32 protein-coding genes are annotated in these 26,895 nt (G+C 63.4%); 19 read left to right on the forward strand and 13 right to left on the reverse strand.

Annotation, left to right across the window (positions count from 1 at the left end; all coding sequences use genetic code 11):
- Positions 1 to 156 precede the first annotated feature (156 nt).
- Together FJW03_RS17380 and FJW03_RS17385 are read left to right on the forward strand one after the other, a co-directional pair.
- Positions 157 to 321 (forward strand): hypothetical protein, encoded by a 165-nt coding sequence (locus FJW03_RS17380; RefSeq protein WP_181165769.1) that lies wholly within the window; start codon positions 157 to 159, stop codon positions 319 to 321.
- Positions 309 to 1,331 (forward strand): glycosyltransferase family 4 protein, encoded by a 1,023-nt coding sequence (locus FJW03_RS17385; protein ID WP_140692190.1) that lies wholly within the window; start codon positions 309 to 311, stop codon positions 1,329 to 1,331. Before FJW03_RS17380 ends, FJW03_RS17385 begins: the two co-directional genes overlap by 13 nt.
- Positions 1,332 to 1,392: 61 nt before the next feature.
- Here the strand turns inward: FJW03_RS17385 and FJW03_RS17390 are convergent, their stop codons facing one another.
- From FJW03_RS17390 to FJW03_RS17400, 3 genes are all read right to left on the reverse strand, one after another.
- Positions 1,393 to 1,752: a tRNA-binding protein gene (locus tag FJW03_RS17390; RefSeq protein ID WP_140759919.1), complete on the reverse strand. Its 360-nt coding sequence runs from the start codon at positions 1,750 to 1,752 to the stop codon at positions 1,393 to 1,395.
- 19 nt (positions 1,753 to 1,771) lie between these two features.
- Positions 1,772 to 2,272: a YbjN domain-containing protein gene (locus FJW03_RS17395; protein WP_013893499.1), complete on the reverse strand. Its 501-nt coding sequence runs from the start codon at positions 2,270 to 2,272 to the stop codon at positions 1,772 to 1,774.
- 324 nt (positions 2,273 to 2,596) lie between these two features.
- Positions 2,597 to 2,899, reverse strand: a complete 303-nt coding sequence (locus FJW03_RS17400; protein WP_140613163.1) for an accessory factor UbiK family protein — start codon at positions 2,897 to 2,899, stop codon at positions 2,597 to 2,599.
- Between the two features lie 214 nt (positions 2,900 to 3,113).
- Here FJW03_RS17400 and FJW03_RS17405 point away from each other — a divergent pair, with 214 nt between their 5' ends.
- The 7 genes from FJW03_RS17405 (at position 3,114) to FJW03_RS17435 (ending at position 9,279) form a co-directional block, all read left to right on the forward strand.
- The gene (locus tag FJW03_RS17405) at positions 3,114 to 3,353 is read left to right on the forward strand and encodes a BrnA antitoxin family protein (protein WP_140613164.1); all 240 of its coding nucleotides are present in this window, start codon (positions 3,114 to 3,116) and stop codon (positions 3,351 to 3,353) included.
- Between the two features lie 134 nt (positions 3,354 to 3,487).
- On the forward strand, positions 3,488 to 4,381 hold the full coding sequence (gene lgt, locus FJW03_RS17410; RefSeq protein ID WP_140613165.1) for a prolipoprotein diacylglyceryl transferase: 894 nt from the start codon (positions 3,488 to 3,490) through the stop codon (positions 4,379 to 4,381).
- Positions 4,378 to 5,466 (forward strand): class I SAM-dependent methyltransferase, encoded by a 1,089-nt coding sequence (locus tag FJW03_RS17415; protein WP_140759917.1) that lies wholly within the window; start codon positions 4,378 to 4,380, stop codon positions 5,464 to 5,466. Before lgt ends, FJW03_RS17415 begins: the two co-directional genes overlap by 4 nt.
- A 103-nt stretch (positions 5,467 to 5,569) precedes the next feature.
- A complete protein-coding gene (gene pgeF, locus FJW03_RS17420) occupies positions 5,570 to 6,364 on the forward strand; it encodes a peptidoglycan editing factor PgeF (RefSeq protein ID WP_140759915.1) in 795 nt (264 codons plus the stop codon).
- Positions 6,364 to 7,515: a M24 family metallopeptidase gene (locus tag FJW03_RS17425; protein WP_140692183.1), complete on the forward strand. Its 1,152-nt coding sequence runs from the start codon at positions 6,364 to 6,366 to the stop codon at positions 7,513 to 7,515. The genes pgeF and FJW03_RS17425 overlap by 1 nt, the downstream gene beginning before the upstream one ends.
- A 43-nt stretch (positions 7,516 to 7,558) precedes the next feature.
- A complete protein-coding gene (locus FJW03_RS17430; RefSeq protein ID WP_140759913.1) occupies positions 7,559 to 8,188 on the forward strand; it encodes a hypothetical protein in 630 nt (209 codons plus the stop codon).
- 155 nt (positions 8,189 to 8,343) lie between these two features.
- The gene (locus FJW03_RS17435) at positions 8,344 to 9,279 is read left to right on the forward strand and encodes a ribose-phosphate pyrophosphokinase (protein ID WP_140613170.1); all 936 of its coding nucleotides are present in this window, start codon (positions 8,344 to 8,346) and stop codon (positions 9,277 to 9,279) included.
- Here the strand turns inward: FJW03_RS17435 and FJW03_RS17440 are convergent.
- Entirely contained in the window at positions 9,276 to 10,169 is an 894-nt protein-coding gene (locus FJW03_RS17440) for an AraC family transcriptional regulator (protein ID WP_413466509.1), read from the reverse strand. The two genes, FJW03_RS17435 and FJW03_RS17440, sit on opposite strands and share 4 nt — an antisense overlap.
- A gap of 175 nt (positions 10,170 to 10,344) precedes the next feature.
- On the opposite strand from FJW03_RS17440, the gene FJW03_RS17445 reads away from it, so the two are divergent.
- Positions 10,345 to 11,586, forward strand: coding sequence for an MFS transporter (locus FJW03_RS17445; protein WP_181173104.1), 1,242 nt, complete (start codon positions 10,345 to 10,347; stop codon positions 11,584 to 11,586).
- Between the two features lie 134 nt (positions 11,587 to 11,720).
- On the opposite strand, the gene FJW03_RS17450 is transcribed toward FJW03_RS17445, so the two are convergent.
- Positions 11,721 to 12,578 (reverse strand): alpha/beta fold hydrolase, encoded by an 858-nt coding sequence (locus FJW03_RS17450; RefSeq protein ID WP_140759907.1) that lies wholly within the window; start codon positions 12,576 to 12,578, stop codon positions 11,721 to 11,723.
- A 147-nt stretch (positions 12,579 to 12,725) separates the two neighbouring features.
- Between FJW03_RS17450 and FJW03_RS17455 the strand changes: the two genes are divergently transcribed.
- The 7 genes from FJW03_RS17455 to FJW03_RS17485 all read left to right on the forward strand — a co-directional run bounded on the left by FJW03_RS17455 (position 12,726) and on the right by FJW03_RS17485 (position 18,561).
- On the forward strand, positions 12,726 to 13,154 hold the full coding sequence (locus FJW03_RS17455; RefSeq protein ID WP_140759904.1) for a MarR family winged helix-turn-helix transcriptional regulator: 429 nt from the start codon (positions 12,726 to 12,728) through the stop codon (positions 13,152 to 13,154).
- Between the two features lie 236 nt (positions 13,155 to 13,390).
- Positions 13,391 to 14,032, forward strand: coding sequence for a 50S ribosomal protein L25/general stress protein Ctc (locus FJW03_RS17460; protein WP_140759901.1), 642 nt, complete (start codon positions 13,391 to 13,393; stop codon positions 14,030 to 14,032).
- A gap of 23 nt (positions 14,033 to 14,055) precedes the next feature.
- Positions 14,056 to 14,778: an aminoacyl-tRNA hydrolase gene (gene pth / locus FJW03_RS17465; protein WP_140759898.1), complete on the forward strand. Its 723-nt coding sequence runs from the start codon at positions 14,056 to 14,058 to the stop codon at positions 14,776 to 14,778.
- Positions 14,779 to 14,939: 161 nt separating this feature from the next.
- Entirely contained in the window at positions 14,940 to 16,043 is a 1,104-nt protein-coding gene (ychF, locus tag FJW03_RS17470) for a redox-regulated ATPase YchF (protein ID WP_140745462.1), read from the forward strand.
- Between the two features lie 308 nt (positions 16,044 to 16,351).
- Positions 16,352 to 17,326 carry a magnesium/cobalt transporter CorA gene (gene corA / locus FJW03_RS17475; RefSeq protein WP_140745468.1) on the forward strand — a complete coding sequence of 325 codons (975 nt, stop codon included), beginning with the start codon at positions 16,352 to 16,354 and terminating at the stop codon, positions 17,324 to 17,326.
- A 273-nt stretch (positions 17,327 to 17,599) separates the two neighbouring features.
- Positions 17,600 to 18,097 (forward strand): MaoC family dehydratase, encoded by a 498-nt coding sequence (locus FJW03_RS17480; protein ID WP_181173103.1) that lies wholly within the window; start codon positions 17,600 to 17,602, stop codon positions 18,095 to 18,097.
- Positions 18,094 to 18,561, forward strand: a complete 468-nt coding sequence (locus FJW03_RS17485; RefSeq protein WP_140759896.1) for a MaoC family dehydratase — start codon at positions 18,094 to 18,096, stop codon at positions 18,559 to 18,561. Before FJW03_RS17480 ends, FJW03_RS17485 begins: the two co-directional genes overlap by 4 nt.
- 111 nt (positions 18,562 to 18,672) lie before the next feature.
- Here the strand turns inward: FJW03_RS17485 and FJW03_RS17490 are convergent, their stop codons facing one another.
- The 5 genes from FJW03_RS17490 to petA all read right to left on the reverse strand — a co-directional run bounded on the left by FJW03_RS17490 (position 18,673) and on the right by petA (position 22,652).
- Positions 18,673 to 19,218 carry an adenine phosphoribosyltransferase gene (locus FJW03_RS17490; protein ID WP_140759893.1) on the reverse strand — a complete coding sequence of 182 codons (546 nt, stop codon included), beginning with the start codon at positions 19,216 to 19,218 and terminating at the stop codon, positions 18,673 to 18,675.
- A gap of 77 nt (positions 19,219 to 19,295) precedes the next feature.
- Positions 19,296 to 19,751, reverse strand: coding sequence for a nuclear transport factor 2 family protein (locus FJW03_RS17495; RefSeq protein WP_140759892.1), 456 nt, complete (start codon positions 19,749 to 19,751; stop codon positions 19,296 to 19,298).
- A gap of 137 nt (positions 19,752 to 19,888) precedes the next feature.
- Positions 19,889 to 20,746 (reverse strand): cytochrome c1, encoded by an 858-nt coding sequence (locus FJW03_RS17500; protein ID WP_140759889.1) that lies wholly within the window; start codon positions 20,744 to 20,746, stop codon positions 19,889 to 19,891.
- A gap of 27 nt (positions 20,747 to 20,773) precedes the next feature.
- Complete coding sequence (locus tag FJW03_RS17505; RefSeq protein ID WP_140759886.1) at positions 20,774 to 22,075, reverse strand: cytochrome b; 1,302 nt, start codon at positions 22,073 to 22,075, stop codon at positions 20,774 to 20,776.
- Between the two features lie 16 nt (positions 22,076 to 22,091).
- Positions 22,092 to 22,652 (reverse strand): ubiquinol-cytochrome c reductase iron-sulfur subunit, encoded by a 561-nt coding sequence (petA, locus tag FJW03_RS17510; RefSeq protein WP_140759884.1) that lies wholly within the window; start codon positions 22,650 to 22,652, stop codon positions 22,092 to 22,094.
- A gap of 290 nt (positions 22,653 to 22,942) precedes the next feature.
- Between petA and FJW03_RS17515 the strand changes: the two genes are divergently transcribed.
- Together FJW03_RS17515 and FJW03_RS17520 are read left to right on the forward strand one after the other, a co-directional pair.
- Entirely contained in the window at positions 22,943 to 23,287 is a 345-nt protein-coding gene (locus tag FJW03_RS17515; RefSeq protein ID WP_140759881.1) for a cupin domain-containing protein, read from the forward strand.
- Positions 23,288 to 23,357: 70 nt separating this feature from the next.
- Positions 23,358 to 24,242, forward strand: coding sequence for an alpha/beta fold hydrolase (locus tag FJW03_RS17520; RefSeq protein ID WP_140759878.1), 885 nt, complete (start codon positions 23,358 to 23,360; stop codon positions 24,240 to 24,242).
- On the opposite strand, the gene FJW03_RS17525 is transcribed toward FJW03_RS17520, so the two are convergent.
- Genes FJW03_RS17525 through FJW03_RS17535 form a run of 3 tightly spaced genes read right to left on the reverse strand, consistent with a single transcriptional unit; the run spans position 24,223 to position 26,891 of the window.
- Positions 24,223 to 24,534 carry a DUF6665 family protein gene (locus FJW03_RS17525; protein ID WP_140759875.1) on the reverse strand — a complete coding sequence of 104 codons (312 nt, stop codon included), beginning with the start codon at positions 24,532 to 24,534 and terminating at the stop codon, positions 24,223 to 24,225. The two genes, FJW03_RS17520 and FJW03_RS17525, sit on opposite strands and share 20 nt — an antisense overlap.
- Position 24,535: 1 nt before the next feature.
- Positions 24,536 to 25,003 (reverse strand): GNAT family N-acetyltransferase, encoded by a 468-nt coding sequence (locus FJW03_RS17530; protein WP_140759873.1) that lies wholly within the window; start codon positions 25,001 to 25,003, stop codon positions 24,536 to 24,538.
- A gap of 4 nt (positions 25,004 to 25,007) precedes the next feature.
- Positions 25,008 to 26,891 carry an ABC transporter ATP-binding protein gene (locus tag FJW03_RS17535; RefSeq protein WP_140759870.1) on the reverse strand — a complete coding sequence of 628 codons (1,884 nt, stop codon included), beginning with the start codon at positions 26,889 to 26,891 and terminating at the stop codon, positions 25,008 to 25,010.
- Between the last annotated feature and the right edge of the window lie 4 nt (positions 26,892 to 26,895).

The raw sequence follows: 26,895 nt of genomic DNA on the forward strand, positions 1-26,895 counted from the left end.
GCAATTCCAGGAAAAGTGTAAAACGGTTTTCCGTCCGGACTTGCGTCAAGACAAAGAGTTAAAGGAGTTCGCCGTTTCCGCGAACGGTGGGCTGCTCTATGCACTTCAAGCATCTGGCTTCATCCGCCCGTCATGAAATCGTGGTGAAGAGCGCGCATGAAACGTGCGATCACACTCGATTCGTCCTTGCCGGCCCATTTCGACCCCGTGCCCGCCCGGGTGCGCTGGAGCGAAGCGGTTGTAGCCGGCTGGTCGCCGTTCCGGCATCGCTTCAAGGCAACCGTCGACCTTTCCAGCAAAGGGCCGCCATGCGCATATTGATGGTCACCGACGCCTGGCGCCCACAGGTCAATGGCGTCGTCCACACGCTGGAGCGGCTCACCGAAACCCTGAAATCCTTTGACGTCGGGGTGGATTTCCTGACGCCAAACATCTTTCGCACGCTGCCCTTGCCGACCTATCCCGATATAAGGCTGGCGCTGACCACGCCCGGCCACGTGGCACGGCTGATCGATGGCTACAAGACCGACCACATCCACATCGTCACCGAAGGGCCGCTCGGCATCATGGCGCGGCGCTATTGCCGCAATGCCGGCCGGCCATTCACCACCAGCTATCACACGCGCTTTCCCGAATATCTGAGCGCCCGCTTGCCGGTACCGGAAAGCTGGGCCTATCGCTGGCTGCGCGACTTCCACAATTCCGGCCAAGGCACGCTGGTCGCAACCCAGTCGCTCGCCGACGACCTTTCGGCGCGCGGTTTCAACAAGCTGAGGCCGTGGACGCGCGGCGTCGACACCGACCATTTCCGGCCGGACAAACGGAAGGACCTCGGCTTCCCCGGCCCGGTCTTCCTCTGCGTCGGCCGGGTCGCCATCGAAAAGAACCTCTCGGCCTTCCTCGACCTCGACCTGCCCGGCAGCAAGGTGGTCGTCGGCGAAGGTCCGGAGCTTGCAAAGCTCAAGGCGCGCTATCCCCAGGCGCATTTCCTCGGCCATCGCCCTAACGACGAACTGGCCGAGATCTATGCCTCGGCCGACGTCTTCGTCTTCCCCAGCCGCACCGACACATTCGGCAACGTCATCATCGAGGCGCTGGCCAGCGGCACGCCCGTCGCCGCCTATCCGGTCACCGGGCCGATCGACATCGTTGGCGACGGCATTGGCGGCGCGGTTTCCAACGATTTGCGCGAAGCATCGCTCGCCGCCCTCAAGGTCGACCGCGCCCAGGCCCGCGAACGCGCCATGCGCTACAGCTGGAAAGCCTGCGCGGAAATGTTCCTCGACACGGTCGGGGAAGCGCTGGGGACGCCGCGCAAACTGGCGGCGTGACACCATGCTTCGTCATCCACGGGCGAAGCCGACGCCCGAACCGTGGATGAGATGACGAAAACTAAAACAAACGCCCGCCGTCCGGCACCTTGCGCTCGATGGCGCCGAGCACGACAGCACTCTCCTCGTCAGGAAAGCCCAGCGTCAGCACTTCCGACATGAACGGCCCGATCTGGCGCGGCGGGAAATTGACCACAGCGAACACCTGCCGCCCGACCAGCGTTTCCGGCGTATAGTATTTGGTGATCTGCGCCGACGATTTCTTGATGCCGATGTCGGGCCCGAAATCGATCTTCAGCTTGAATGCCGGCTTGCGCGCCTCGGGAAACGGTTCGGCCTCGACGATCGTGCCGGCGCGGATGTCGACACGATCGAAATCGGCAAAACTGATCTCGGGCTTGCGCTCGCTGCTCGTACTCATGACACTGTCTTACCGATGCTCAGGCGTTGCCGTAGGTCTCGAACAGCACACCGGCCAGCGCATCCTTGGCCGAGGTTCCCGACCAGACGACGAACTGAAACGCCTGGAAATAGCATTCGCAGGCTTCCAGCGCCGAGGACAAAAGCACCTCGACCTGCTGGCTCGACGGCTCGACTCCGCCCGCCAGCAGCAACGACTGGCGGAACATGATCGCGCCTTCCTGCTCCCAGAGGTCGAAATGACCGAACAGCATCTGCTCGTTGATCAGCGACAACAGCCGCATCACTTCCAGCGCGCGGGTCTCCGGCACCTTGATGTCGAAGGCGCAGGCCAGATGCAGTGCCTCGAAATCCTCCATCCAGGAGAAGGAGACGTGATAGTCGGTCCAGCTGCCAGCGACCGAGATCGAGATTTCGTCATCGCCGGCCCGTTCGAAGGACCAGTCATTGTTGTGGGCCACCTGCTCGATAACATCCACCGGATGGATTTCGCGGGAGAATTCGAGTTCGAGAAGTTCCATGGAATGCTTCCTGTCGTTCTAAGGAGCGCCGCCACACGCTCCGCGGGAGGGCACACACAACGAACAATCTGATCTAGAACTCGGACGGCCAGGACTTCTCGACGCAAAGACCCCCAGACCGGACCCCACCGCCCGGCCGCATGACCCTGCTCCGAATCATGCAACAAATTCAGTCTATTGATCGGGAGTCGCGTGAACAGCCCAATTTTTCGCACTGCGTCATTCGCATGTGGAAAGGCGCTGTCACAAAGATTCATGCAATGCCGTTAAGCGATTCACGGCAAAGCGCTTTTCAGAATTGGGCTATGTGGAAAAGTTTAATGATTATTTTTTTGCACGCGGCTTCGCCGCCGCCGCTGGCGCGGTATCACCGGCCAGTTCGGCGAGCCTGGCTTCGAGCGCTTCGATGCGGGCGGCAAGACGGGCATTCTCGTCGCGGGCCTTGGCTGCCATCTCGCGCGCGGCCTCGAATTCCTCGCGCTGCACCACGTCCATCGAATTGAGGATACGCTCCGCCTGCCCCTTGAAGGCGGTTTCCACCTCGCGCCGCACGCCCTGGGCGGCACCGGCTGCATCGGTCATGAGCTTGGCGAATTCGTCGAGAATGCGGTTCGGTCCGGTCGACATGGCAAATCCTCGCTTGCTCGAAATGACGTAGTGGCGCCGCGCGGAGAATGCAAGAACGTTGAAGCTTGGTGCGGCATCTGCGTTGCTATGGCGCATGGCGCTGCCGTGCCTATAGGCAGTTGTCAAACAGCTCCAACCTGTACTCGAGGACGCCAAATCGCCTATTGTGTTGTCGTCTCATGTTGCGTCAGCACACTCCAATCAGGGTCAATCAATGGCAACGCCTCCACGCCGACCAACAAATCCGATGGCAGCCGCCGAAGCGGCCTTCAAGCCGGTCAAGAAGCCGGCGGCACCGCCCCGGGAACCCTCGACCGCCCCGAATGTCCGCGAGCTCGTTTCGATCAGGATCGACCGAGCCGTGCTGGACTATTTCCAGGAGGATGGCCCCGGCTGGCAGGACAGGATCAACGACGCGTTGCGGCAGGTGGTGGCTGCCAAGTCTCAGGGTTGAACTTACCGCCTGCACGGCGATGGCCCGAAAGGATGACCCGCCCCGACAATTGACGGCAACCACCTTGCCTTGACCCTGCCCAAACCCTGCCGCATGGTCCGCGCGCAAACGCGTTTCGCAACCGAGAGCTCCCGTTGAACGACTATTTCCTGCTGCCGCTGGCCTCGCTGCCCTTTCCCAACATCAACCCGATCCTCGTCCAGATCGGGCCGCTGGCGGTGCACTGGTACGGCGTCGGCTACATCGTCGGCATCCTGTTTGCCTGGTGGTATGCCAAGCGGCTTGCGTCCAATCCAAGGCTCTGGCCCGACGGCATCCTGCCGATGAAGCCCGAGGACCTCGACGATTTCATCGTCTGGGCGGCCATCGGCGTGGTGCTGGGCGGCCGCACTGGCTATGTGCTGTTCTACGACCTGCCGCGCTACATCGCGCATCCGCTCGACATTTTCGCCGTCTGGCAAGGCGGCATGTCGTTCCATGGCGGCCTGCTCGGCGTCATCCTCGCCATGACGCTGTTTTCCATCAAGCGCGGCATCCGCACCTGGTCGCTGTTCGATGTCGTGGCCGCCGGCGTGCCGGTTGGGCTTGGACTGGTGCGCGTCTGCAATTTCATCAATGCCGAACTTTGGGGTAGGCCGACCGACATGCCCTGGGGGGTGGTCTTCTGCAACGATCGCCTCCAGCAGGCGCTAGGGCAATGTCCGGCCGGTCTCGACCCTCGCCATCCGAGCCAACTCTACGAAGCGCTGCTCGAGGGCCTGGTGCTGTTTGTCGTGCTGCGCATCCTCACCCATTCGCGCCTCAAGCTGAAGACGCCGCGCTTCGTCGGCGGCGCCTTCATCTGCGGCTACGGCCTGTCGCGCATCTTCGTCGAGTTCTTCCGCGAGCCGGACCAGCAGCTCGGCTATCTCCTCGGCACCAACTGGCTGACCATGGGCATGATCCTGTCGACACCGATGGTGCTGGCCGGCATCTGGGCGATGGCCACCGCCAAGCCGGTGACGCAATCGCAGCCGCAGGCGACATGACGCGGCTGAAGACCCGGATCGTCAACCTGATCGAGGCACTTGGTCCCCTTCCCGTCAACGAATACATGGCGATGTGCCTGTTCGACCCTTCGGACGGCTACTACACGACGCGCGAGCCCTTCGGTACCGCCGGCGATTTCGTCACCGCGCCGGAGATCAGCCAGATGTTCGGCGAACTGGTCGCCGTCTGGCTCTACCAGGCGTGGCTGGCGATCGGCCGCCCGATGCCGGTGACCATCGCCGAGATCGGCCCAGGCCGTGGCACACTGATAAAGGACATGCTGCGCACCCTGTCGCGGCTCGACCCGGCGCTGGCCAATGGTGCTGACTTCGCCATGATCGAGACCAGCCCGCGCCTGGCCGAGGTGCAGAAGCAGACGCTTGCCCCGACACCGTTCGCGGTTCGGTGGCACGAGACGATCGAGACCCTCCCTCATCAGCCGCTGCTGATCGTTGGCAACGAACTGTTCGACGCCGTCCCCATCCGCCAGTTCGTGCGCGCCGGCGCCGGCTGGCGCGAGCGGATGATCGGCCTCGATGATGAGAACAATCTTTGCTTCTTCGCCGGCGCCGGCTCGGTCGATCCGACTTTGCTGCCTCCCGATGCCGCAAATGCACCGCAAGGCGCGGTCGCCGAAGTGGCACCGGCCCGCACGGCTCTGATGACAGCCATCGCCGAGCGCATGGCCCGAGACAATGGCGCCGGGCTGTTCCTCGACTATGGCCATCTGCAGCCGGGTGTCGGCGACACGCTGCAGGCCTTGCGCCGGCACAATCACGAAGATGTGCTGGCCAATCCGGGTGAAGCCGATCTCACCTCGCATGTCGATTTCGCCGCCCTTGCCGCGACCGTGCGCGCGCACGGTCTCGGCGCCCACCTGTCGACGCAGGGCGATTTCCTGCTTGGCATGGGCATCCTCGAGCGTGCCGGCAGGCTTGGCGCCGATGCCAGCCAGGCGGCGCGCGACAAGATCACCGGCGATGTCGAACGCCTGGTCGGGCCGCAGGCCATGGGCGAGCTGTTCAAGGTGCTTGCCGTCCTGCCGCGCGGCGCCGCCGTCCGGCCTTTTGCCACGACGGATTGACTTTTCACCGCTGCCTCTCCCAATCTCCCGTCCGGTAAAAGAACGGCCGGACCGCCGGCCGCTTTTTCTTGACGAAACCGCTCATACGGACAACAACGCCCGCATGCTGAATCAGACCAAACCGGATCCTGTTCGGTCGCCGCTGCTGGACGAGGCGCAGGCACAAGGCATCCGCCACGGCTATTTCACCCGCGTCGGCGGCGTCTCGGCCGGCATCTACCAGGGCCTCAACATCGGCACCGGCTCGGATGACGACCAGGCGCTGGTCGCCGAGAACCGCCGCCGTGTCGCCGCCTGGATGGGCGTGCCGGCGAACCATCTGCTGACCGCCTGGCAGATCCATTCGCCCGACGTCGTAATCGCCCGAGAGCCCTTTGCCGGCGAGCGGCCCAAGGCCGACGCCATCGTCACTGACCGGCCCGGCATTGCCATCGGCGCCTCGACCGCCGACTGCGGCCCGGTGCTCTTTGCCGATGCGCAAGCGCGCATCATCGGCGCGGCGCATGCCGGCTGGAAGGGCGCCTTCACCGGCGTGCTCGAAAACACCGTTCTTGCCATGGAAAGCCTTGGCGCCCGGCGTGAGAACATCATTGCCGTGCTCGGTCCTTCGATCGGCCCGGACAATTACGAGGTCGGTCCTGAATTCGTTGCCCGCTTCGTCGAGGCGGATGCTGAAAACGCCGCCTATTTCACGCCCTCCGCCAATGCCGGCCACGCCATGTTCGACCTCAACCGCTACACGGTCGACCGGCTGACCAGGGCCGGCGTTACCGCCGAGGGCCTCGGCCGCTGCACTTATGCCGAGGAAGATCTTTTTTACTCCTACCGGCGCACCAGGCACCGCAAGGAGCCTGATTATGGCCGGCAGGTTTCGGCGATTGTTTTGGAGAGGGAATAATGGCGCTGCATTTTGAACGATCCGAATTCGACGCGCGGCGGGACCGGCTGATGATCGAGATGGCCGAAAAGAAGCTCGACGCCATCCTGCTGTTCGCGCAGGAGAGCATGTACTGGCTGACCGGCTATGACACGTTCGGCTTCTGCTTCTTCCAGTGCCTGGTGGTGAAGGCCGACGGCTCGATGGTGTTGCTCACCCGCTCGGCCGATCTGCGCCAGGCGCGCCAGACCTCGATCATCGATAACATCGTGCTGTGGACCGACCGCAATGGCGCCAACCCGGCGGTCGACCTGCGCAACCTGCTCAACGAACTCGACCTGCTTGGCGCCCGTATCGGCGTCGAATACGACACCCACGGGCTGACCGCCTACAATGGCCGCCGGCTGGACGAGCAGTTGCAGACCTTCGGCCAGATCGCCGACGCATCCGGCATCGTCGGACGGCTGCGCCTGTTCAAGAGTCCGGCCGAGATCGCCAAGGCCGAGAAGGCCGCCAACCTCTCCGACGACGCGCTGGACGCGGCCCTGCCGCTGATCAAGCAAGGCGGCGACGAAGCCCTGATTCTGGCCGCCATGCAGGGCGCCGTCTTTGCTGGCGGTGGCGACTATCCGGCCAACGAATTCATCATCGGCTCCGGTGTCGACGCGCTGCTGTGCCGCTACAAGGCCGGCCGCCGCAAGCTCACCAAGAACGATCAGCTGACGCTCGAATGGGCCGGCGTCTTCCATCATTATCATGCGCCGATGATGCGCACGGTGCTGACCGGAAAGGTCTCCAAGCGCCATCAGGAACTGTTCGACGCGGCGCGCGCCGCGCTTCTCGCCGTCGAAAAGGCGATGACGCCCGGAAACACATTCGGCGACGTCTTCGACGCCCATGCCCGCACCATGGAGGCGCATGGCCTGACCAAGCATCGGCTGAACGCCTGCGGCTATTCGGTCGGCGCGCGCTTCACACCGTCCTGGATGGACATGCCGATGTTCATCCAGGGCAATCCCGAGCCGATCGCGCCGAACATGACCCTGTTCGCTCACATGATCATCATGGATTCCGACACCGAGACGGCGATGACGCTTGGCCGCACCTACCTGACAACCGAATCCCAGCCGAAGCCGCTCTCCCGCCATGATCTCGACTTGATCGTGCAGTGAAACCACAATGGGAGGCGTTCTTCGCCAAGGAGTTAGAAGGCAAATGAGACGATCGCGTCTGACGACCGTGTCATTGCTTGTGGCATTGGCTCTGGCGGCCTGCACCAACGCAAAGGACGTTCTCGAACCTTCCGCAATCACCCCACCGGCCACCTCGGCGCCGGCAGCGCAAGGCGGAGCGGTGGCTGGTGTTTCGGTCCCGGCGTCATCAGCCGCGCCTGCCACCACGGCGGGTGCGCCTGCCGCCACCACTCCGGTCACGCCCGCACAGGCCGCCGCCATCCTTGCCAAAACCCGGCTGCAGATCGCGCCGATCGTTGGCGCTTCGGTGGAAGCCGCCACCCCGCTGACGGCGGAACTGCAGGCGCGCGCCAAGCAGCGTGGCATCACGCTTGCAGGCAGCCAGGATCAGACCGCGACCCATGTGCTCAAGGGCTACTTCTCGGCGATTTCGGAGGGCAAGGACACCACCATCATCTATGTCTGGGACGTCTACGACCCCTCCGGCAACCGCCTGCACCGTATCAACGGCCAGATGAAGGTGCCTGCGGTCAATTCCGGCAACAGCGGGAGTGCCGACAGCTGGAAGGCGGTCTCGCCCGCCACCATGCAGGCGATCGCCGACCAGACCATCGACCAGTTCGCGGCGTTTCTTGGCGGCAAGGCGAGTTGAGATGTTGTCAGCCGGCGATGCCCAACAGCTTTCTTGAGCTTAGCCGGCGGATTCCCGATCTCGGCGCTTGCAATACCAGCGCGGGCCGCTAAAAGCCCGGTTAAAAGGTACAGGAGAGTCCGTCAGGCCTCTCCACCCTCCACCAGGAACGGTGCATGAAACTCTTCGCGGGCAATTCCAACAGGGTGCTGGCCGAAGCGGTCGCCCGCTATCTCAACATCCCGCTGGGCAAGGCCAGTGTCAGGCGCTTCGCCGACCAGGAAATCTTCGTCGAAATCCAGGAAAACGTGCGCGGCGAGGATGTCTTCATCCTGCAGTCGACCTCGTTCCCGACCAACGATCACCTGATGGAACTGCTCATCATGATCGACGCCTTCATGCGCTCGTCGGCCCGGCGCATCACGGCGGTCATCCCCTATTTCGGCTATGCAAGGCAGGATCGCCGCGCCTCCGGCCGCACGCCGATCTCGGCCAAGCTGGTGGCCAACATGATCACCCGCGCCGGCGTCAACCGGGTTTTGACGCTGGACCTTCATGCCGGCCAGATCCAGGGCTTCTTCGACATCCCGACCGACAATCTGTTCTCGGTACCGGTGATGGCCCGCGACGTGAAGGCGAAATACAAGCAACTCGGCAATGTCGTGGTGGTATCGCCCGATATTGGCGGCGTGGTGCGCGCGCGTGCGCTGGCCAAGCGCTTCGACGCGCAACTCGCCATCGTCGACAAACGCCGTGAGCGCCCGGGCGAATCGGAAGTCATGAACATCATCGGCGCGGTCGCCGGCAAGGACTGCCTGCTGATCGACGACATCGTCGATTCCGGCGGCACGCTGTGCAATGCCGCCGATGCGCTGCTGGCCAACGGCGCCACCAGCGTCACCGCCTATATCACCCACGGCGTGCTCTCGGGCGGCGCGGTCGCCCGCATCAGCGGCTCGAAGTTGCAGGAATTGGTGATCACCGATTCCATCCAGCCGACCCAGGCCGTGCTCGATGCCCCCAACATCCGCGTCATCTCGATCGCCGACCTGATCGGCGAAGCCATCTCGCGCACGGCGACCGAGGAATCGGTGTCGAGCCTGTTCGATTAACCTCCCGGCGGCGGCAATCTGGTTCCGGCACCGGGTACCATCCGCCGCGGGCTTTCTCCGCTGTCACGGGCACCGCGCATGTAGCCACGCGGCGAGGAGCCGAGCATGCGCTTGAACATGGTGATGAAGGCCGGCACGCTGTCATAGCCGAGATCGAGCGCCACCCTGGTGATCGGCTCGCCATCGGCCAGCCGCGGCAGCGCCGCGAACAGGCAGGCCTGCTGGCGCCATGTCGACAGCGACAATCCGGTCTGGCGCTGGAAGGCGCGCGTGAAGGAGCGCCGGCTCATGCCGACGGCATCGGCCCATTCGTCGATCGTCGCGTGCGGCGAGGGTGCCGCGACAAAGCGCCGGCAGAGCGCCGCCAGTTTGGGATCGGACGGGAACGGCAGGCCCAGCGGCCGTTCCGGCAGCTGCGGAATCTCGTGCAGCAGAAGGTTCATGATCAGGCCGCCGCGCCCTTCCAATTCGTCACCTTGCGGCAGCTTCTCGGATTCCACGATCAGGCTGTGCATCAGGTCGGTGATGCCGACCACGCGCATGCCTTCCGGCAGGCCGGGAATCGCCTGCGGCATGACATAGACCGAGCGCATCGAGACATCGCCCAGCATCTCGACGGAATGTTCGATGCCGGCCGGAATCCACATTGCATGGTCGGGCGGCACCATCCAGCGCCCGTGCCGCGTCGTCACCAGCACGACGCCCACCAGCGCATGCAGCAACTGACTGCGGCTGTGGTGATGATGCGGCACATGGTAGCCATCCGGATATTCGGTCGGCAAGACCACCGCCGGTCCAACCGCCTGCTCCAGCCACTGCCAACGCAACCCGTGCAATCGCTCGAGATCGGTACGACCGGCGCCGAAAAGCTCCTTACCGCGCGGTATCATCATGCTCAGCTGGCCCACTTGCGAAACTATTGGACCAAACCACGAAAGAAGTAGCCCGGCAACCAGCTTATAAGGCTGCCTGCGGGAGCGTCCCGCTATGTTACCGCTGCGGGGCGGGAAAGCCCCGCAGCCTCAGTCCTGCGGCTCTGCCGCCAAAAAGACTACGGAGCCTATCTTGACCGATACGACAGCGAGCAGCGTCGCGACACCGGCGAGCGCCAGTCACGTTTCAGCCCAGGCGACGGCGTTCACCGTCATTCTGGCGGTGAGCCTCTGCCATTGCATCAACGACATCATGCAGTCGCTGCTATCGGCCATCTATCCGCTTCTGAAAGACAATTACGGCCTCGACTTCTGGCAGATCGGCCTGTTGACCTTCACCTTCCAGGTGACGGCATCGCTGCTGCAGCCGATCATCGGCGCAATCACCGACAAGCGGCCGATGCCTTACTCCCTGCCCTACGGCATGGCCGCGTCGCTGATCGGACTGGTCGTGCTGGCCTATGCCGGGCACTATTACCTGCTCCTGATCGGCGCCTCGCTGATCGGCATCGGCTCGGCGATCTTCCATCCCGAATCCTCACGCATCGCCCGCTTCGCGTCCGGCGGCCGGTTTGGCCTGGCCCAGTCGCTGTTCCAGGTCGGCGGCAATTTCGGCCAGTCCATGGGGCCATTGCTGGCCGCCTTCATCGTCGTGCCTTTCGGCCAGACCAGCATCGCCTGGTTTACCGTCGGCTCGCTGATCGGCATCGCCATCCTGTGGCAGGTTGGCGGCTGGTACAGCCGTCTGCGCGCCGCGCAAGGGACACGCAAGGCGCAAAACTTCGTCTCGCCATTCCCGCGCCGCAAGGTCATGTGGGCATTGGCGGTGCTGACGCTGCTGGTGCTGACCAAGAACGCCTATATCGCCAGCCTCGCCAGCTACTACACCTTTTATTCCATCCATAAGTTCGGCGTGTCGGTGCAGATGAGCCAAGTGATGCTGTTCCTGTTCCTCGGCGCCTCGGCGCTGGGCATCCTGCTCGGCGGCCCGTTCGGCGACCGCTACGGGCAGAAGGCGATGATCTGGTTCTCGATCGTCGGCGTGCTGCCCTTCACGCTGGCGCTGCCCTACGCCAACATGGAATGGACGATGGTGCTGACGGTGCTGATCGGGCTGATCCTGTCGTCGGCCTTCTCCAACATCGTCGTCTTCGCGCAGGAGCTGGTGCCGGGCCGCGTCGGCATGATCGCCGGCATCTTCTTCGGCTTCGCCTTCGGCGTGGGCGGCATCGCGGCCGCCGTGCTCGGCGTCGTCGCCGACATGAAGGGCATCGATTTCGTCTTCCAGATCTGCTCGTACCTGCCGTTCCTGGGGCTGCTGACGGTGTTCCTGCCCAACATGAGGGAAGCCCGGACCATGGAAGCCGCCGCTTAGAGCAATTTCAGGAAAAGTGCGTAGCGGGTTCCGTCCGGAATTGCGTGAAAGCAATGAGTTAGACCATTCGCGTTCTATCCGCGAAAGAGCACCCTACGGTTGGCGGGTGCTCTTTCTGTTTGGTCCGGAAGACCTTACGACTTGAAGAAGGCCAACAGGTCGGTGTTGATGACGTCGACATGGGTCGTGGCCATGCCGTGCGGGTAACCCTTGTAGACCTTGAGCTCGCCCTTCTTGAGCAGCTTGATGGTCAGCAGCGCCGAGTCGGCGATGGGAACGATCTGGTCGTCGTCGCCATGCATGACCAGCACCGGCACGTCGATCTTCTTGAGGTCTTCGGTGAAGTCGGTCTCCGAGAAGGCCTTGATGCAATCATAATGCGCCTTGGTGCCGCCCATCATGCCCTGGCGCCACCAATTGTCGATGACCCCTTGCGAAACCTCGGCGCCCGGACGGTTGAAGCCATAGAACGGGCCGGCCGGGACGTCGCGGAAGAACTGGGCGCGGTTGGCTGCCTGGGCGGAGCGGAAACCGTCGAACACCTCGATCGGCAGGCCGCCGGGATTGGCCGGCGTCTTGACCATGATCGGCGGCACCGCGCCGATCAGCACCGCCTTGGCGACACGGCCGCCCGAGCCGTACTTCGCGACGTAGCGCGCCACCTCGCCGCCGCCGGTCGAGTGGCCGACATGGATGGCGTCCTTGAGGTCGAGATGCGCGACAAGTTCAGCAACATCGGCCGCATAGGTGTCCATCTCGTTGCCGATATCCGTCTGGGTCGAGCGACCATGGCCGCGCCGGTCATGGGCGATGACGCGGTAGCCCTTCGACAGGAAGAACAGCATCTGGGCGTCCCAGTCGTCGCTGCTCAATGGCCAGCCATGGTGGAAAACGATGGGCTGACCCGTTCCCCAGTCCTTGTAATAGATCTCCGTGCCATCCTTGGTGGTGATCGTGCCGCTGCCCGAGCCGGACTTGGTCTGCATTGTCATCTCAATCTCCCTTCGTTTGCTATCGCGACAATCATTATAGCGATAACAGATTGCTAACGCGGTTCACACTCTCTGTCCACAAAAATATGTATCGCGATATCATTTTCGTGGTACTTAACCCGTAAGTTGCAAAACAAGGAATGCGTCGTGCCTCTCCCGTTGGACAATCAGCTCTGCTTCACGCTTTATGCCACGAGCATGGCCATCAACCGCACATATAAACCCATGCTGAACGAGATGGGCATCACCTATCCGCAATATCTGGTGCTCAACGCCCTGGGTGAAGCCGACGGCATGTCGGTCGGCACGATTGCGGACCGGCTCGCCCTGGAATCGAGCACCATCACGCCGCTGGTGAAGCGGATGGAGCAGGCTGGACTGGTGACCCGCCAGCGTAGCCGGACCGACGAGCGTCAGGTTCAGGTCGACCTGACCGCCGCCGGGCGCGCCCTGCTTGTCCGGTGCAACTGCCTGAACGAAACCCTGATCGAGCGCTCAGGCATGACGCTCGCCGAGCTCAACGCCCTCAACCGGCAAGTCCAGGCGTTGCGCGATGCCTTGACCGGCGACCAGTAGCCAGCCTCTCCGGCCATGGCTTGCACCCCCCGCCGCCTTCCGCTATAGAGCCGCCACCCGCGTAGACACCCTTGGAGGCAACGCGGCGGAAGGCTGCCTTCCCCTTGTGATCCCGAACAAAGATCCGCTCACCGCGGTTTCCGGCATTCGGGCATCGAGGTCCGGCGGCTTTCGACGTTTACGGCTTGGGCACACTGCTCTCCGCGAACGCTCCATAACACGCGAAAGGAAAAGCCATGAGCCACGATGCTTACGAGCTCAAGGCCGAAGCGCGCGAACAGGTCGGTAAGGGGTCCGCCCGTGCAGTTCGCCGCAACGGTAAAGTGCCTGCAGTAATCTACGGTGACAAGCAGCCTCCCCTGGCGATCGCTCTCACCTACAAGGACATCTACTACAAGATCCATGGCGGCGGGTTTCTGACCACGGTCGCCACGATCGATGTCGACGGCAAGAAGATCCAGGTCCTGCCGAAGGACTTCCAGCTCGACCCGGTCAAGGACTTCCCGATGCACGTGGATTTCCTGCGCATCGGCAAGGACACCGAAGTCAATGTCGACGTGCCCGTGCACTTCGTCAATGAAGACAAGTCGCCCGGCATCAAGCGCGGCGGCGTGCTCAACATCGTGCGTCACGAGGTCGAGTTCCACTGCCCGGCCAATGCGATCCCGGAATTCATCACCGTCGATCTCACCGGCGCCGATATCGGCGATTCGATCCACATCTCGGCGGTCAAGCTGCCGGCCGGCGTCAAGCCGGTCATCTCCGATCGCGACTTCACCATCGCGACCATCGCCGGTTCCGCGGCGATGAAGCCGGAGACGGAAGAGACGCCTGAAGCGGCCGCTCCCGAAGCGGCTCCCGCCGCCGAAGAGAAGTAAGTCCTTCCCGCCCGGAGCTGACGATGCTGCTGTTTGCAGGACTCGGCAATCCGGGCGCGAAGTACGCCAGCAACCGGCACAATGTCGGCTTCATGGCGGCGGACGCTATCGCCCGCCGCCATTCCTTTTCGCCCTGGTCGAAGAAATTCCAGGGCCTGATCACCGAGGGCACGCTCGGCGGCCAAAAGATCATCCTGATCAAGCCGCAGACTTTCATGAACCTGTCCGGCCAGTCGGTCGGCGAGGCGCTGCGCTTCTACAAGCTCGAACCGTCCGCGCTCACCGTCTTCTACGACGAGATCGACCTTGCCGAGGGCAAGCTGCGCATCAAGACCGGCGGCGGCGCCGGCGGCCACAATGGCATCCGCTCGATCGACGGCCATGTCGGCAACACCTATCGCCGCGTGCGCATCGGCGTCGGTCATCCCGGCATCAAGGAAATGGTCCAGCACCATGTACTCGGCGATTTCGCCAAGGCTGACCGCGAATGGCTGGAACCGCTGCTGGACGCGATCGCCGACAACGCCGCCATGATCGTCAAGGGCGACGAATCCGGTTTCATGAACAAGGCAGCGCTCGCCGTTCAGGGCAAGGCCGCGGCCGAGCCGGACAAGCCGGCGCAGAAGCAGCAGGGGCCAAAACAGCAGAGCCACATCCGCCAGGCGCGGCAGCAGCAGGCGCCTGCCAAGCTGCCTGAAACGGGCCCGATGGCCGCCATGCTGAAGAAACTGTTCGGAAAAGACTAGGAACCAGGGCGGCCGGCGTCGGTATGGGCGATGCCGACCTCTGCACCGACTACATCGCCCCCGATGTTCGAAGGGCCCGATCTTCGAAGGGCTTGACGTTCCTCACCCCTACCCCCATAGCCCTGATCAAATTTCGATTTCCCGATAGGACTGGACGAAAAATGGGTTTCAAATGCGGCATTGTTGGCTTGCCCAACGTCGGCAAGTCGACGCTTTTCAATGCGTTGACCAGGACGGCTGCGGCGCAGGCCGCCAACTATCCGTTCTGCACCATCGAACCGAACACCGGCGAAGTGGCGGTGCCCGATCCGCGCCTGCAAAAGATCGCCGAGATCGCCAAGTCGAAGGAGATCATCCCGACCCGCATCTCCTTCGTCGACATTGCCGGCCTGGTGCGCGGCGCCTCCAAGGGCGAAGGGCTGGGCAACCAGTTCCTCGCCAACATCCGCGAGGTCGACGCCATCGTGCACGTGCTGCGCTGCTTCGAGGATGACGACATCACCCATGTCGAGGGCCGCATCGACCCCGTCGCCGATGCCGAGACGGTCGAGACCGAGCTGATGCTCGCCGACCTCGACAGCCTGGAGCGCCGCATCGTGCAGATCCGCAAGCGCGCCTCGACCAAGGACAAGGAAGCGACGTCAGTGCTGCCGATGATGGAGGCCGCGCTCGAGCTGCTGCAGGCCGGCAAGCCGACCCGCATCCTGCTCAAGGGCATTTCGGCCGAGGACCTGCGCATCCTGCAGGGGCTGAACCTGCTGACCTCGCACCCTGTGCTCTATGTCTGCAACGTCGCCGAGGCCGACGCCGCCACCGGCAACGAGCACACAAGGGCCGTCGAGAAAATGGCGACCGCGCAAGGCGCCCGCACCGTCGTCATCTCGGCGGCGATCGAGGCCGAGGTCGCCCAGCTCAGCGATGAGGAAGAGATGGAATTCCTGTCCTCGCTCGGTCTCGACGAGCCGGGCCTGAACAAGGTCATCCGCGCCGGCTATGAGCTGCTGCAGCTGATCACCTATTTCACCGCCGGTCCGAAGGAAACCCGCGCCTGGACCATCCACAAGGGCGACAAGGCACCGCAAGCCGCCGGCGTCATCCACACCGATTTCGAACGCGGCTTCATCCGCGCCCAGACCATCGCCTACAATGACTATGTCACGCTGGGCGGCGAAGTGGCCGCCAAGGAAGCCGGCAAGGCACGCGACGAAGGTAAGGAATACGTCGTCCAGGACGGCGACGTCATGCTGTTCAAGTTCAACACCTGATCTGACGGAAGGCGCGCCGCCGGTGGCGCGTGACGTTCGATCTTCGGCTGCGGACCGCCGTTCAGCGGCGGTTTGAACGATACCGACCGCCGGAAGCCGAACCGGCGAAGCTTTCCTGGTACCGGCTGCTGGACGCGTTTTTCTGAGCGGGCGATGCCGGCCCGGCTCCAGTCCGGGCTCGTCTTGATTTTGTCATGTCAGGGGTCTAAGCGGCGGACGCACACTCGGCGCATGCGGCGAAGAACCGTGCAATCCGACACGAAGTATCAATCCAAACGCCCTTTAATCCTAGCAGGGGAGATCTGGCGATGATCAAGGCTTTTGTCGTGGACAATGATCGCCTGCGCATCGTCGACGACCTGCTGGCAGATGGCGATAGGGTCGTCTGGGCCGATCTGATCAACCCGACCAAGGAAGAAGAAACCACCATCGAGAGCTGGCTCGGCATCGCCATCCCGACCCGCGAGGAGATGGAGGAGATCGAGATCTCCAGCCGCCTCTACATCGAGGACGGCGCCTATTTCATGACCGCCACCCTGCCCGCCCAGACCGAGGTCGACGATCCCCTGATGTCGCCGGTCACCTTCGCGCTCTCCGGCAATCGGCTGATCACGGTTCGCTATCACGAGCCGAAGGCGTTCAAGACCTTTCCGCTGCGCGCCGAGAAGGTGGCGATGGGCTGCACCAGCGGCGATACCATCCTGATCGGCCTGCTGGAAGCGATCGTCGACCGCCTGGCCGATATACTCGAGCGCGCCGGCCGCGATGTCGAGGCCATCTCGCGCGACATCTTCGAGGCACGCTCGACCAAGGTGTCGAAGCGCAACCGCGACTTCCAGGAACTGCTGAAGGCCATCGGCCGCAAGGAGGACATCGCCTCTTCCGTGCGCGACAGCCTGATCTCGCTGCAGCGGCTGGCCGGCTTCCTCGCCCATGTCGCCACACAGACCAAGATGAGCAAGGATGTCCGCGCCCGCATCAAGACGATGTCGCGCGACGTGCTGTCGCTCGCCGACCACGCCACCTTCCTGTCGCAGAAGATCTCCTTCCTGCTCGACGCCACGCTCGGCATGATCTCGATCGAGCAGAACGCCATCATCAAGATCTTCTCGGTCGCCGCCGTCATCTTCCTGCCGCCGACGCTGGTCGCCTCGATCTACGGCATGAATTTCGACGTCATTCCCGAGCTGAAGTGGCAGCTGGGCTATCCCTTCGCCATCGGCCTGATGATCCTGTCGGCGATCCTGCCCTTCTGGTACTTCCGCCGCCGCGGCTGGCTCTGAGCGTCCTCGGCAGCCAAGCAGGTCGCGGAATCCAGTCCGTGATGATTTTGCCGTACCATTCCCCTGCAGGGAAAGAGGCGTGCTCGTGGAGTTTCCACTCTCACCGCCTCGCCAAAGATGCGAAGCAGCCGGTCGACCTGCCAACTTTGGAACCGTCCCGGCAGGCTCTGCCGGGTCTGGCGCATTAGAAAATACTTGACCTGACCGCCTTCGGCTTGCATTCGGGAACCCCGATCCGTCGCAATCGCTCGTCCTTCAACCGGATTTTGCCTGATGACCGCAAAGATCTCTGCTTCCGAAAAGATCTCTGCTCCCGGAAAGACCTGGACCTATGACGATTTCGTCGAGGGCACGTCGCTCGACCTTGGCACCAAGCTGGTCAGCGCTGAAGAGATCATCGAATTCGCCACGGAGTTCGACGCCCAGCCGATGCATCTCGACGAGCAGGCCGGCAAGGCGTCCATCCTTGGCGGGCTGGCGGCGTCCGGCTGGCACACCTGCGCCATGTTCATGCGCATGTGGTGCGACGCATTCCTGCTGGACTCCACTTCACAAGGTTCGCCGGGCATCGACTATGTCAAATGGAAGAAGCCGGTGTTGGCCGGCGACACGCTGACCGGCCACAGCACCATCATGGCCAAGCGCCTCTCCAGGTCGAGGCCGCAGCTCGGGCTGGTCACCATGCGCGCCGAGCTCTTCAACCAGCGTGGCGAAAGCGTCTTCGAGCTCGAGAACACCGGCATGTTCCTCACCCGCGAGGCCGTCGCGTGACCCTCGACGAATTCTTCCGCATCGGCACCACCGTCACCCTCGGTTCGCACAGATTCGAGCCTGAGGAGATCAAGGCGTTCGCCCGCAAATACGACCCGCAGGTCTTCCATGTCGACGAGGAGGCGGCAAAGGACAGCGTGCTTGGCGGCCTCTGCGCCTCCGGCTGGCACACTGCTGCCACCTGGATGAAATACAATCTGGAAAAGCGTATGGACGCCGAGGGCTGGGATGGTCCAGGCCCGGTGCCGGAATTCGGTCCCTCGCCTGGTTTCAAGAACCTCAAATGGCTGAAGCCGGTCTATGCCGGCGAGACGGTGACTTTCACCCGCACCGCTGTTTCCCACCGCCCGATCACTTCACGCCCCGGTTGGCAGTTGCTGGCGCTGCGTTCGGATGCCTTCGATTCGACCGGCGACAAGGTGCTGGAATTCGAAAGCGCCGTGCTCGTGAAGGTGGGTGAGTAGCCGGTTCGCGTAAGCGAATTCATCGTGCCAGCGGCACGATGAAAGGCCGGCGAACGCCGGGACGCTGCGAAGCAGCGGGGACCCGGCAAGCAGGGTGCCGCCCTCGCCCGCTCAATGTCCCTCGAACCCGATCAGCGTCCGCACCGGCACGCCGAGTGCCTCGAGCTTGGCACGCCCTCCCAGATCCGGCAGGTCTATGACGAAGCAGGCGGCCAGGATGTCGGCCCCGATCTGGCGCAAGAGCTTGACCGCTGCTTCCGCCGTGCCGCCGGTGGCGATCAGGTCGTCGACCAGAATCACCTTCTCGCCAGGTGAAACGCCATCCCTATGCATCTCCATCTCGTCCAGCCCGTATTCCAGGCTGTAGGCCACGCGCACCGTGTCGAAGGGCAGCTTGCCCTTCTTGCGGATCGGCACGAAGCCGGCCGAGAGCTGATGGGCGACAGCGCCGCCAAGGATGAAGCCGCGCGCCTCGATGCCGGCGATCTTGTCGATCTTCTGGCCGGCATAGGGATGCACCAGCTCGTCGATGGCGCGGCGAAAGGCGCGCGCATTGCCGAGCAGCGTGGTGATGTCGCGAAACAGGATGCCGGGCCTGGGATAGTCCGGAATGGTGCGGATCGACGCCAGCAGCGTGTCTTCGAGCGAAGGTTTCATGAGGAGGCTCCGGATGATGCAGCTGACAGGTGAGAAACGGCGCAGGGCCGATCGTAACCCGGCGCCACCGGCAACGGCTAGCGCGATGTCGCGGCCGAGACAAGCGCATCCGGCAAAGGATTGGCCTCGCTCGCTCTGTCCCATGCCTGCGCGGCGATCTTCCACTGCCCTTCGCTCTTCACCAGCAGCAGCATTTCCACGGAGCGGCTGGTCTCGGCTCCGTTCTCGGTCATCTCGGCGGCGGCGGCCGCGATCGCGATATTGCCGAAGACCTGAACGGTGACGCCAAGCACAACCTCATCGAACGTCCGCAGCGACGTCTCCGACAGTGCGCGCATGCGGGTGACGAAATCATCGACACTGATCGGCCTTGCCGGTCGCGCGGCAGGGTAAAGGCTGGCGCCTGGGAGGAAATCACCGGCAAAATCGTCCCAGCCAGGCGCGACATCGGGCCCCCAGCTCAGGCTGGCGAACTGGCGGGCAATGACGACCCGGATCGCATTCTCGTCACGGCTGCGTTGGCTGTCCTGCATGCTCGGCCCTTCCCGGTCCGCTCTGCCATCAGGAACTATAGGCCCATTCCGCCGCCGCCGAAACCATCGCCAGCCAAGTCGCCGGAAGCAGAAAGGGCGCCGCGCGGCGCCCTTTCATAACCCAAATTTCGCGTCGCTCAGTGCGCCACGCCTTCCCACACCTTGCGCTTGGTCATGTAGACCAGGGCGCCGAACAGAAGCAGGAACACCAGCACACGGAAGCCCATCTTCTTGCGGTCTTCCATGTGCGGCTCGGCCGCCCAGGACAGGAAGGCGGAGACGTCGCGGGCATATTGGTCGATGGTCTGCGGCGAGCCGTCATCATAGGTCACCTGGCCGTCGGAGAGCGGCTTGGGCATCTTCAGCGACACGCCCGACATGAAGTACGGGTTGTAGTGCGTACCCTCAGGGATGACCATTCCGGCCGGCGGCGTCTGGTCGTAGCCGGTCAGAAGCGAATGGATGTAGTCGGGACCGCCGGCGTCATACTGGGTGAAGATGTCGAAGACGAACTGCGGGAAACCGCGCTCGACGCCGCGCGCCTTGGCCAGCAGCGACATGTCGGGCGGAGCAGCGCCGCCATTGGAGGCAGCAGCGGCCTCCTCATTGGCGAACGGCGCCGGGAAATGGTCTGATGGTTTGCCGGGACGGTCGAACATGTCGCCGGCATCGTTGGGGCCGTCATGGATGGTGTATCCGGCCGCCAGCGTCTTGATCTGCGCGTCGTTGTAGCCAAGGTCCGAAAGCGTGCGGAACGCCACCAAATTCATCGAATGGCAGGCCGAGCAGACTTCCTTGTAGACCTTCAGGCCGCGCTGCAGCTGCGCCTTGTCATAGGTGCCGAACGGGCCGGTGAAGCTCCAGCTCATTTCCTTCGGCTCGTTGATCGGGAAATGCGTCGGAGCCGCGGCGTTGTGCGCCTCTTCGGCCGCGAATGCCGCCGTACTGGCGGCCACAAGGCCGATCAGCGCAAGCGAGGTGAGAATCTTTTTCATGCCAAATCCCCTTAGATTCTCTACCGCTCAGCCCTTGGTCTGTGGTGCGGCCGTGGCGCCCGCTGGATGCCCGCTGCCACCCTTGTTCTTCTCCAGCACCGCCTCGGTGATCGAGTTCGGCACCCTGCGCGGCGTCTCGATCAGGCCGAGCACCGGCATGACGATCAGGAAGAAGGCGAAGTAGAACAGCGTCGCCATCTGCGCCATGAACACATAGCTGCCTTCCGCCGGCTGCGAGCCCAGCCAGCCAAGCAGGATGGCATCGGCCACGAACAGCCAGAAGAACAGCTTGTACCAGGGCCGGTACACCGCCGAACGCACCTTGGAGGTGTCGAGCCAGGGCACCAGGAACAGCATGGCGATGGCGCCGAACATGCACAGCACGCCGCCGAGCTTGGAGTTGATCGGCCCGATGTTGAAGGTGATGGCGCGCAGGATCGCGTAGAACGGCAGGAAGTACCATTCCGGCACGATGTGAGCCGGCGTCTTCAGCGGGTTTGCGACGATGTAGTTGTCGGCATGGCCGAGATAGTTCGGCAGGTAGAAGACGAAATAGGCGAAGAAGAACAGGAACACGATCATGCCGAACGCGTCCTTGATGGTCGCGTACGGAGTGAAGGCGACAGTGTCGGTCTTCGACTGGACCTCGATGCCGGTCGGGTTCGATTGGCCCACGACATGCAGCGCCCAGACGTGCAGCACGACGACCCCGGCGATCATGAACGGCAGCAGGTAGTGCAGCGCGAAAAAGCGGTTCAGCGTCGGATTGTCGACGGCGAAGCCGCCGAGCAGCAGCTGCTGGATCCAGTCGCCGACCAGTGGAATGGCGCTGAAGAAGCCGGTGATGACGGTGGCGCCCCAGAAGCTCATCTGCCCCCACGGCAGCACATAGCCCATGAAGCCGGTCGCCATCATCAAGAGGTAGATGATGCAGCCGAGGATCCAGAGCAGCTCGCGCGGCGCCTTGTACGAGCCGTAGAACAGGCCGCGGAAGATGTGGACATAGACGGCGATGAAGAAGAACGAGGCGCCGTTGGCATGCATGTAGCGCAAGAGCCAGCCGGAGTTGACGTCGCGCATGATCTTCTCGACCGAATCGAAGGCGAGAGTGCTGTCTGACGTATAATGCATCGCCAGCACGATGCCGGTGATGATCTGCGAGACCAGCATGATCGACAGGATGCCGCCGAACGTCCACATGTAGTTGAGGTTGCGCGGCACCGGGTAGGCGACGAAGCTGTCATAGACCAGCCGCGGCAGCGGCATGCGGGCATCGAACCAGCGTCCGAGACCGGTTTTTGGCGTATAGGTCGAGTGTCCCTCGCTCATCGAAATATCCCCTGCCTCAACCGATAAGGATCTTGGTATCGGAAACGAACTTGAATACCGGAATCGCCATGTTCTCGGGCGCCGGACCTTTGCGGATGCGGCCGGCGGTATCGTATTGGGAACCGTGGCACGGGCAGAACCAGCCGCCGAAATCGCCTTCCTGGCCGAGCGGGATGCAGCCCAGATGCGTGCAGACCTGAACCATCACCATCCAGGCTTCCTTGCCGGGTGTGGTGCGGTTGGCATCGGTCGCCGGCGCGTCGGACGGGAGGTTGGCGTTGCGGGCGATCGGGTCCTTGAGATCGGAAAGGCTGACGGCTTCGCCGTCCTTCATTTCCTTTTCGGTGCGGTTGCGCACCACGACCGGCTTGCCGCGCCACTTGACGATCAGCGAACTGCCTGGCGTCAGCGAGGAGACATCGACTTCGACCGAGGCGAGCGCCAGCGTCGAGGCATCGGGGCGCATCTGGTCGATGAACGGCCAGGCGACGGCACCGGCGCCAACCACGGCGGCCATGCCGCTGGCGACGTAAAGAAAATCTCGACGATTGGGATCGTGGATGTCGGTTGCGCTCACGGGTGCCTGATCCTTTCGCCTCTTCCGCGCCGGTGGCCGAGCCTTGTCCCCGCTCAATCACGCCAACCCGACAGCGCATGGCGAACAGGCTAGCGAATTCCTCCGGCATTTGGACTTCGGTTTATGCGTGAAGCCCGTTTTTGTCCAGACGGGTCAAGGCACATGGGCAGATTGTCGCGGGGACAAAATCCCCTGTTGCGCGGCAAGACGGCGAATGGCCGCAAAAGGCGGCTAAACAGCCGGGAAACAACCGCAAATCCAGTGTCCTTGTGCACCTCGACACAGGAGGCATGGCGCACGTCATAGACCGCGAGGAATGGGCTGTTCGTTCCGACCGCTGGAAGGGCGAACTGCAATGCGGCGCCTGTGGCTCCAATGCCTGCCTGATCTTCAACTACCTGCCCGATGTCGGCGGCGGCCCGCGCCTGCACGTCCATCCCTATTCCGAGATCTTCATCATCCGCCAGGGCACCGGCCTGTTCACCGTCGGCGATCAGGAGATCGAGGCCTCGGCCAGCCAGATCCTGATCGTTCCGCCGCACACGCCGCACAAATTCACCAATCTCGGTCCGGGGCCGCTGGAAACGACCGACATCAACGAGAACGGCACTTTCATCACCGAGTGGCTGGAGTGATGATGCCCTTGCTTGTCGGTTTCCGGTTGCCGCCTAGATTCACTGGATGGGCGGTCGACATGGCCAGGACATGCAAACCTCGGATATCGAAATCGAAGGGCTGAGCATTGCCTTGCGCGAAGCGGGCCCGGCCGGAGCGCCGGCTTTCCTCCTGCTGCACGGATGGCCACAAAGCTCCTACGCGTTCGAACGGGTGATCGGCCGGCTGGCAACCGAATACCGGGTCGTCGCGCCCGACCTGCCCTGCATCGGCGGCTCGCAGGGTTTGCCCGGGGCTGGCGACAAGAGGACCCTGGCAAGGCTGATGAGAGGCGTGGCCGAGGCTTGCGGCCTGCGGCAACTCGTGGCCGCCGGCCATGATGTCGGCGGCCAGATCGTGTTTGCCTTGCTGCGCGACCATCCCGAGATCCTCTGCGGCGCGGCGATCATGGACGTCGTCATTCCAGGCATTGCGCCGTGGGAGAAGGTCATTGGCAATCCGCGGATCTGGCATTTTGCATTCCATGCCGTCCCGGCCTTGCCGGAAACGCTGGTGAGCGGCCATCAGAGCGCCTATTTCGACCTCTTCTTCAATGCGCTTTCGAAGGACCGGGCCTCGATCCCGGATGATGCCCGGGAAATCTATGCAAAAGCCTATTCCCGGCCCGAAAGCCTCCAGGCCGGATTCGACTGGTATCGCGCCTTCCCGGAAGACGCCAAAGCCAATGCCGCACGGCCCGCGCAGCCGATCGCAATTCCGGTGCTGTATCTCAGGGGATCGGCGGAGCCCGGCGATATCAGCGACTATGTCGATGGCCTGCTCGCGGCCGGGCTTTCGGAAGTAGAGGGCGACATCATCCCCAACAGCGGACATTTCGTCGCCGATGAAAATCCCGAAGGGCTCGCCACCCGCCTGGCGCGTTTCCACAGGGAAATCAGCGCGGCCAGCGCCGACCCTACATGGCGCCGAGCCTGACCAGCACGGCTTTCGGAATATTGTATTCGCGGATCACGGCGTCATGCCTTCGAAGGCCGCACAGTTCGCGCTGGATGAAATAGGCGTGAACGGCCACCGTGGCCTCCTTGAGCAATCGGGGGCGCAACTGCTCGTCGGCATTGTCGCGCAACCTACCCAGCGTTTCTTCAACCCGCTGCCCGGCACGCCCGAGTGCCGCCGCCTTCTCGGCCAGGATTTCATGGCCGAGCGCGTCGAAGGCCGCTTCGGCGGCCGACGCGCCGGCAAGACGAGATGGCGGACGTAAGGACATTTCAGCTTCCCTTTCCGAACACCATGCGGTGGCTGACGAATTCTTCGCTCTCCACGCGTTGAAAGCCAAGCCGCTCATAGAAAGCGAAGGCTTCGCGCGGCGCCCGGGTGTTCAACAGGGTGAAATACTGGCGAGCCCGGTCGATGACGGTCTCGACCAGCATGCGGCCAAGGCCGGCGCGGCGGTGACCTGCACTGACGAACAGATGCCGGACCCGGCCGTGGTCCCTGCCCTCGAAATAAGGATCGATGTTCAGCCCGCAGACACCTGCGAGCTCCGCGCCATGCCATGCTCCAAACAGCGCCTCGCCCCGTTTGAGGAACTTGTCGCGGCCGCTTGCCCAGCCATCCGCCAGGCGCACCAGCATCCAATAGCCTTCCAGCCGGCTCTCTTCCTTCAGCCTGTCGAAGGCCGGCGTTGTTGGCCGCAGTCGCCTGACCCCATAGTCGATCTTCGCCTGTCCACCCATGCGCCTACTCCGCCGGCCGCGTCTCTTCCAGCACGCTTTCCTCATGATAGAGGAAGCCGCCCGACTGGCGCTTCCATAGCCGCGCGTAGAGCCCGTCCAGCGCCACTAGCTCTTCATGCGTGCCTTGCTCGATGATGCGGCCGCCATCGAGCACCACGAGGCGGTCGAGTGCGGCGATCGTCGACAGCCGGTGGGCGATGGCGATGACCGTCTTGTTTTCCATCAGCCGGGTGAGATTCTCCTGGATCGCCGCCTCGATGTCGGAATCGAGCGCCGAGGTCGCCTCGTCGAGGATCAGGATCGGTGCATCCTTGAGAAAGAGGCGGGCGATCGCCACGCGCTGGCGCTGGCCGCCCGACAGCTTCACGCCGCGCTCGCCGACGAAGGCCTCGTAGCCGGCACGGTCCCTGTTGTCGCGCAGGCCCAGGATGAAGTCATGCGCCTCGGCCTTTTTTGCCGCCGCGATCACCTCGGCGTCGGTCGCCTCGGGCATGCCCAGCTTGATGTTGTCGCGCAGCGAACGATGGAACAGCGCGGTGTCCTGGCTGACGACGCCGATATTGGCGCGCAGCGAATTCTGGGTCACCGTGGAGATTTCCTGGCCATCGATTGTGATGGAGCCGTCCTCGAGGTCATAGAGACGCAGGATCAGATTGGCGAGCGTCGTCTTGCCCGCACCCGATGGCCCGACCAGCCCGACCTTCTCGCCCGGACGCACGACAAGGTCGATGCCGCCCAGCACGCCAAACCCCTTGCCATAGTGGAACTCGACGCCCTTCACATCGATGCGCCCGCCGGTCACGATCAGTTCCTTGGCATTGGGCGCATCGACCAGCCCCAGCGGCTGCGAGATCAGCGCCTTGGAGTTCTCCAGCACGCCCAGATTGCGCAGGATGCTGTTCATCTGCATCATCAGGCGGCCGAGAAGCATGTTGAGCCGCAGCACCAGCGACAGCGTGAAAGCGACGGCGCCGACGGTGATCGAGCCTTCGACCCACAGATAGACGGCAAAGCAGCCGATCGCCGTGATCATGATGCCCGACAGCGTCGTCAGCGCCATGCGCACCCCGGTAAGCCGGCGGGTGAAGGGACGCAGCGCGTCGAGATAGATGTCGAAGCCGTTCCTGATGTAGTGGTCATCGCCGTCGGCCGCGAACAGTTTCAGCGTCTGCACGTTCGAATAGGAATCGACGATGCGGCCGTTGATCATCGATCCTGCCTCGGCGGTCGCCTCGGCATGCTTGCGGATCGCCGGCAAATAGAGCCTGGCCAGAAAGCCGAACGCCGTGATCCAGACCACCACCAGCGCCGCCAGCCTGAGATCGAGGCCGGCGACCAGCGCCAGCGTGGTCACCGTGTAGACGACCATGAACCAGACAACCTCGATGAAGCTTTCCATCAGGTCGCCCGTCGCCTGTCCCGCCTGCCAGACCTTGGTGGCGATGCGGCCGGCGAAATCATTCTGGAAGAAGGCGTAGGACTGGCGCGAGACGTGCCGGTGCGCCTGCCAGCGCACCAGATTGTAGAAGCCGGGCGTGATCGTCTGCTCGTCGACCAGCGCCGACAGGCCGACGACCACGGTGCGGATGACCAGCACCACCGCGACCATGAACACCAGCTCAGGGCCGGCGGCGGTCCACAAAGCGTGCCAGCTGCGCTCGCCGGGAAGCTGGTCGAGAATATCGACCAGCTTCCCGACGAAGTAGAACAGGCCGGCCTCGACCAGCGGCGCGATGCCACCAATGACCAGCATGGCGAAGAAGGCGAACTTCGCCTGGCCGACATAATGCCAGAGAAAACCGCCGACGCTGGACGGTGGCCGAAGATTCGCCGGCTCCCTGAATGGATAGACCCAGTTCTCGAACCACCGATAGATGGCTGTCATCATGCGG

Source organism: Mesorhizobium sp. B4-1-4 (genome assembly GCF_006439395.2).
Lineage (GTDB): Bacteria > Pseudomonadota > Alphaproteobacteria > Rhizobiales > Rhizobiaceae > Mesorhizobium.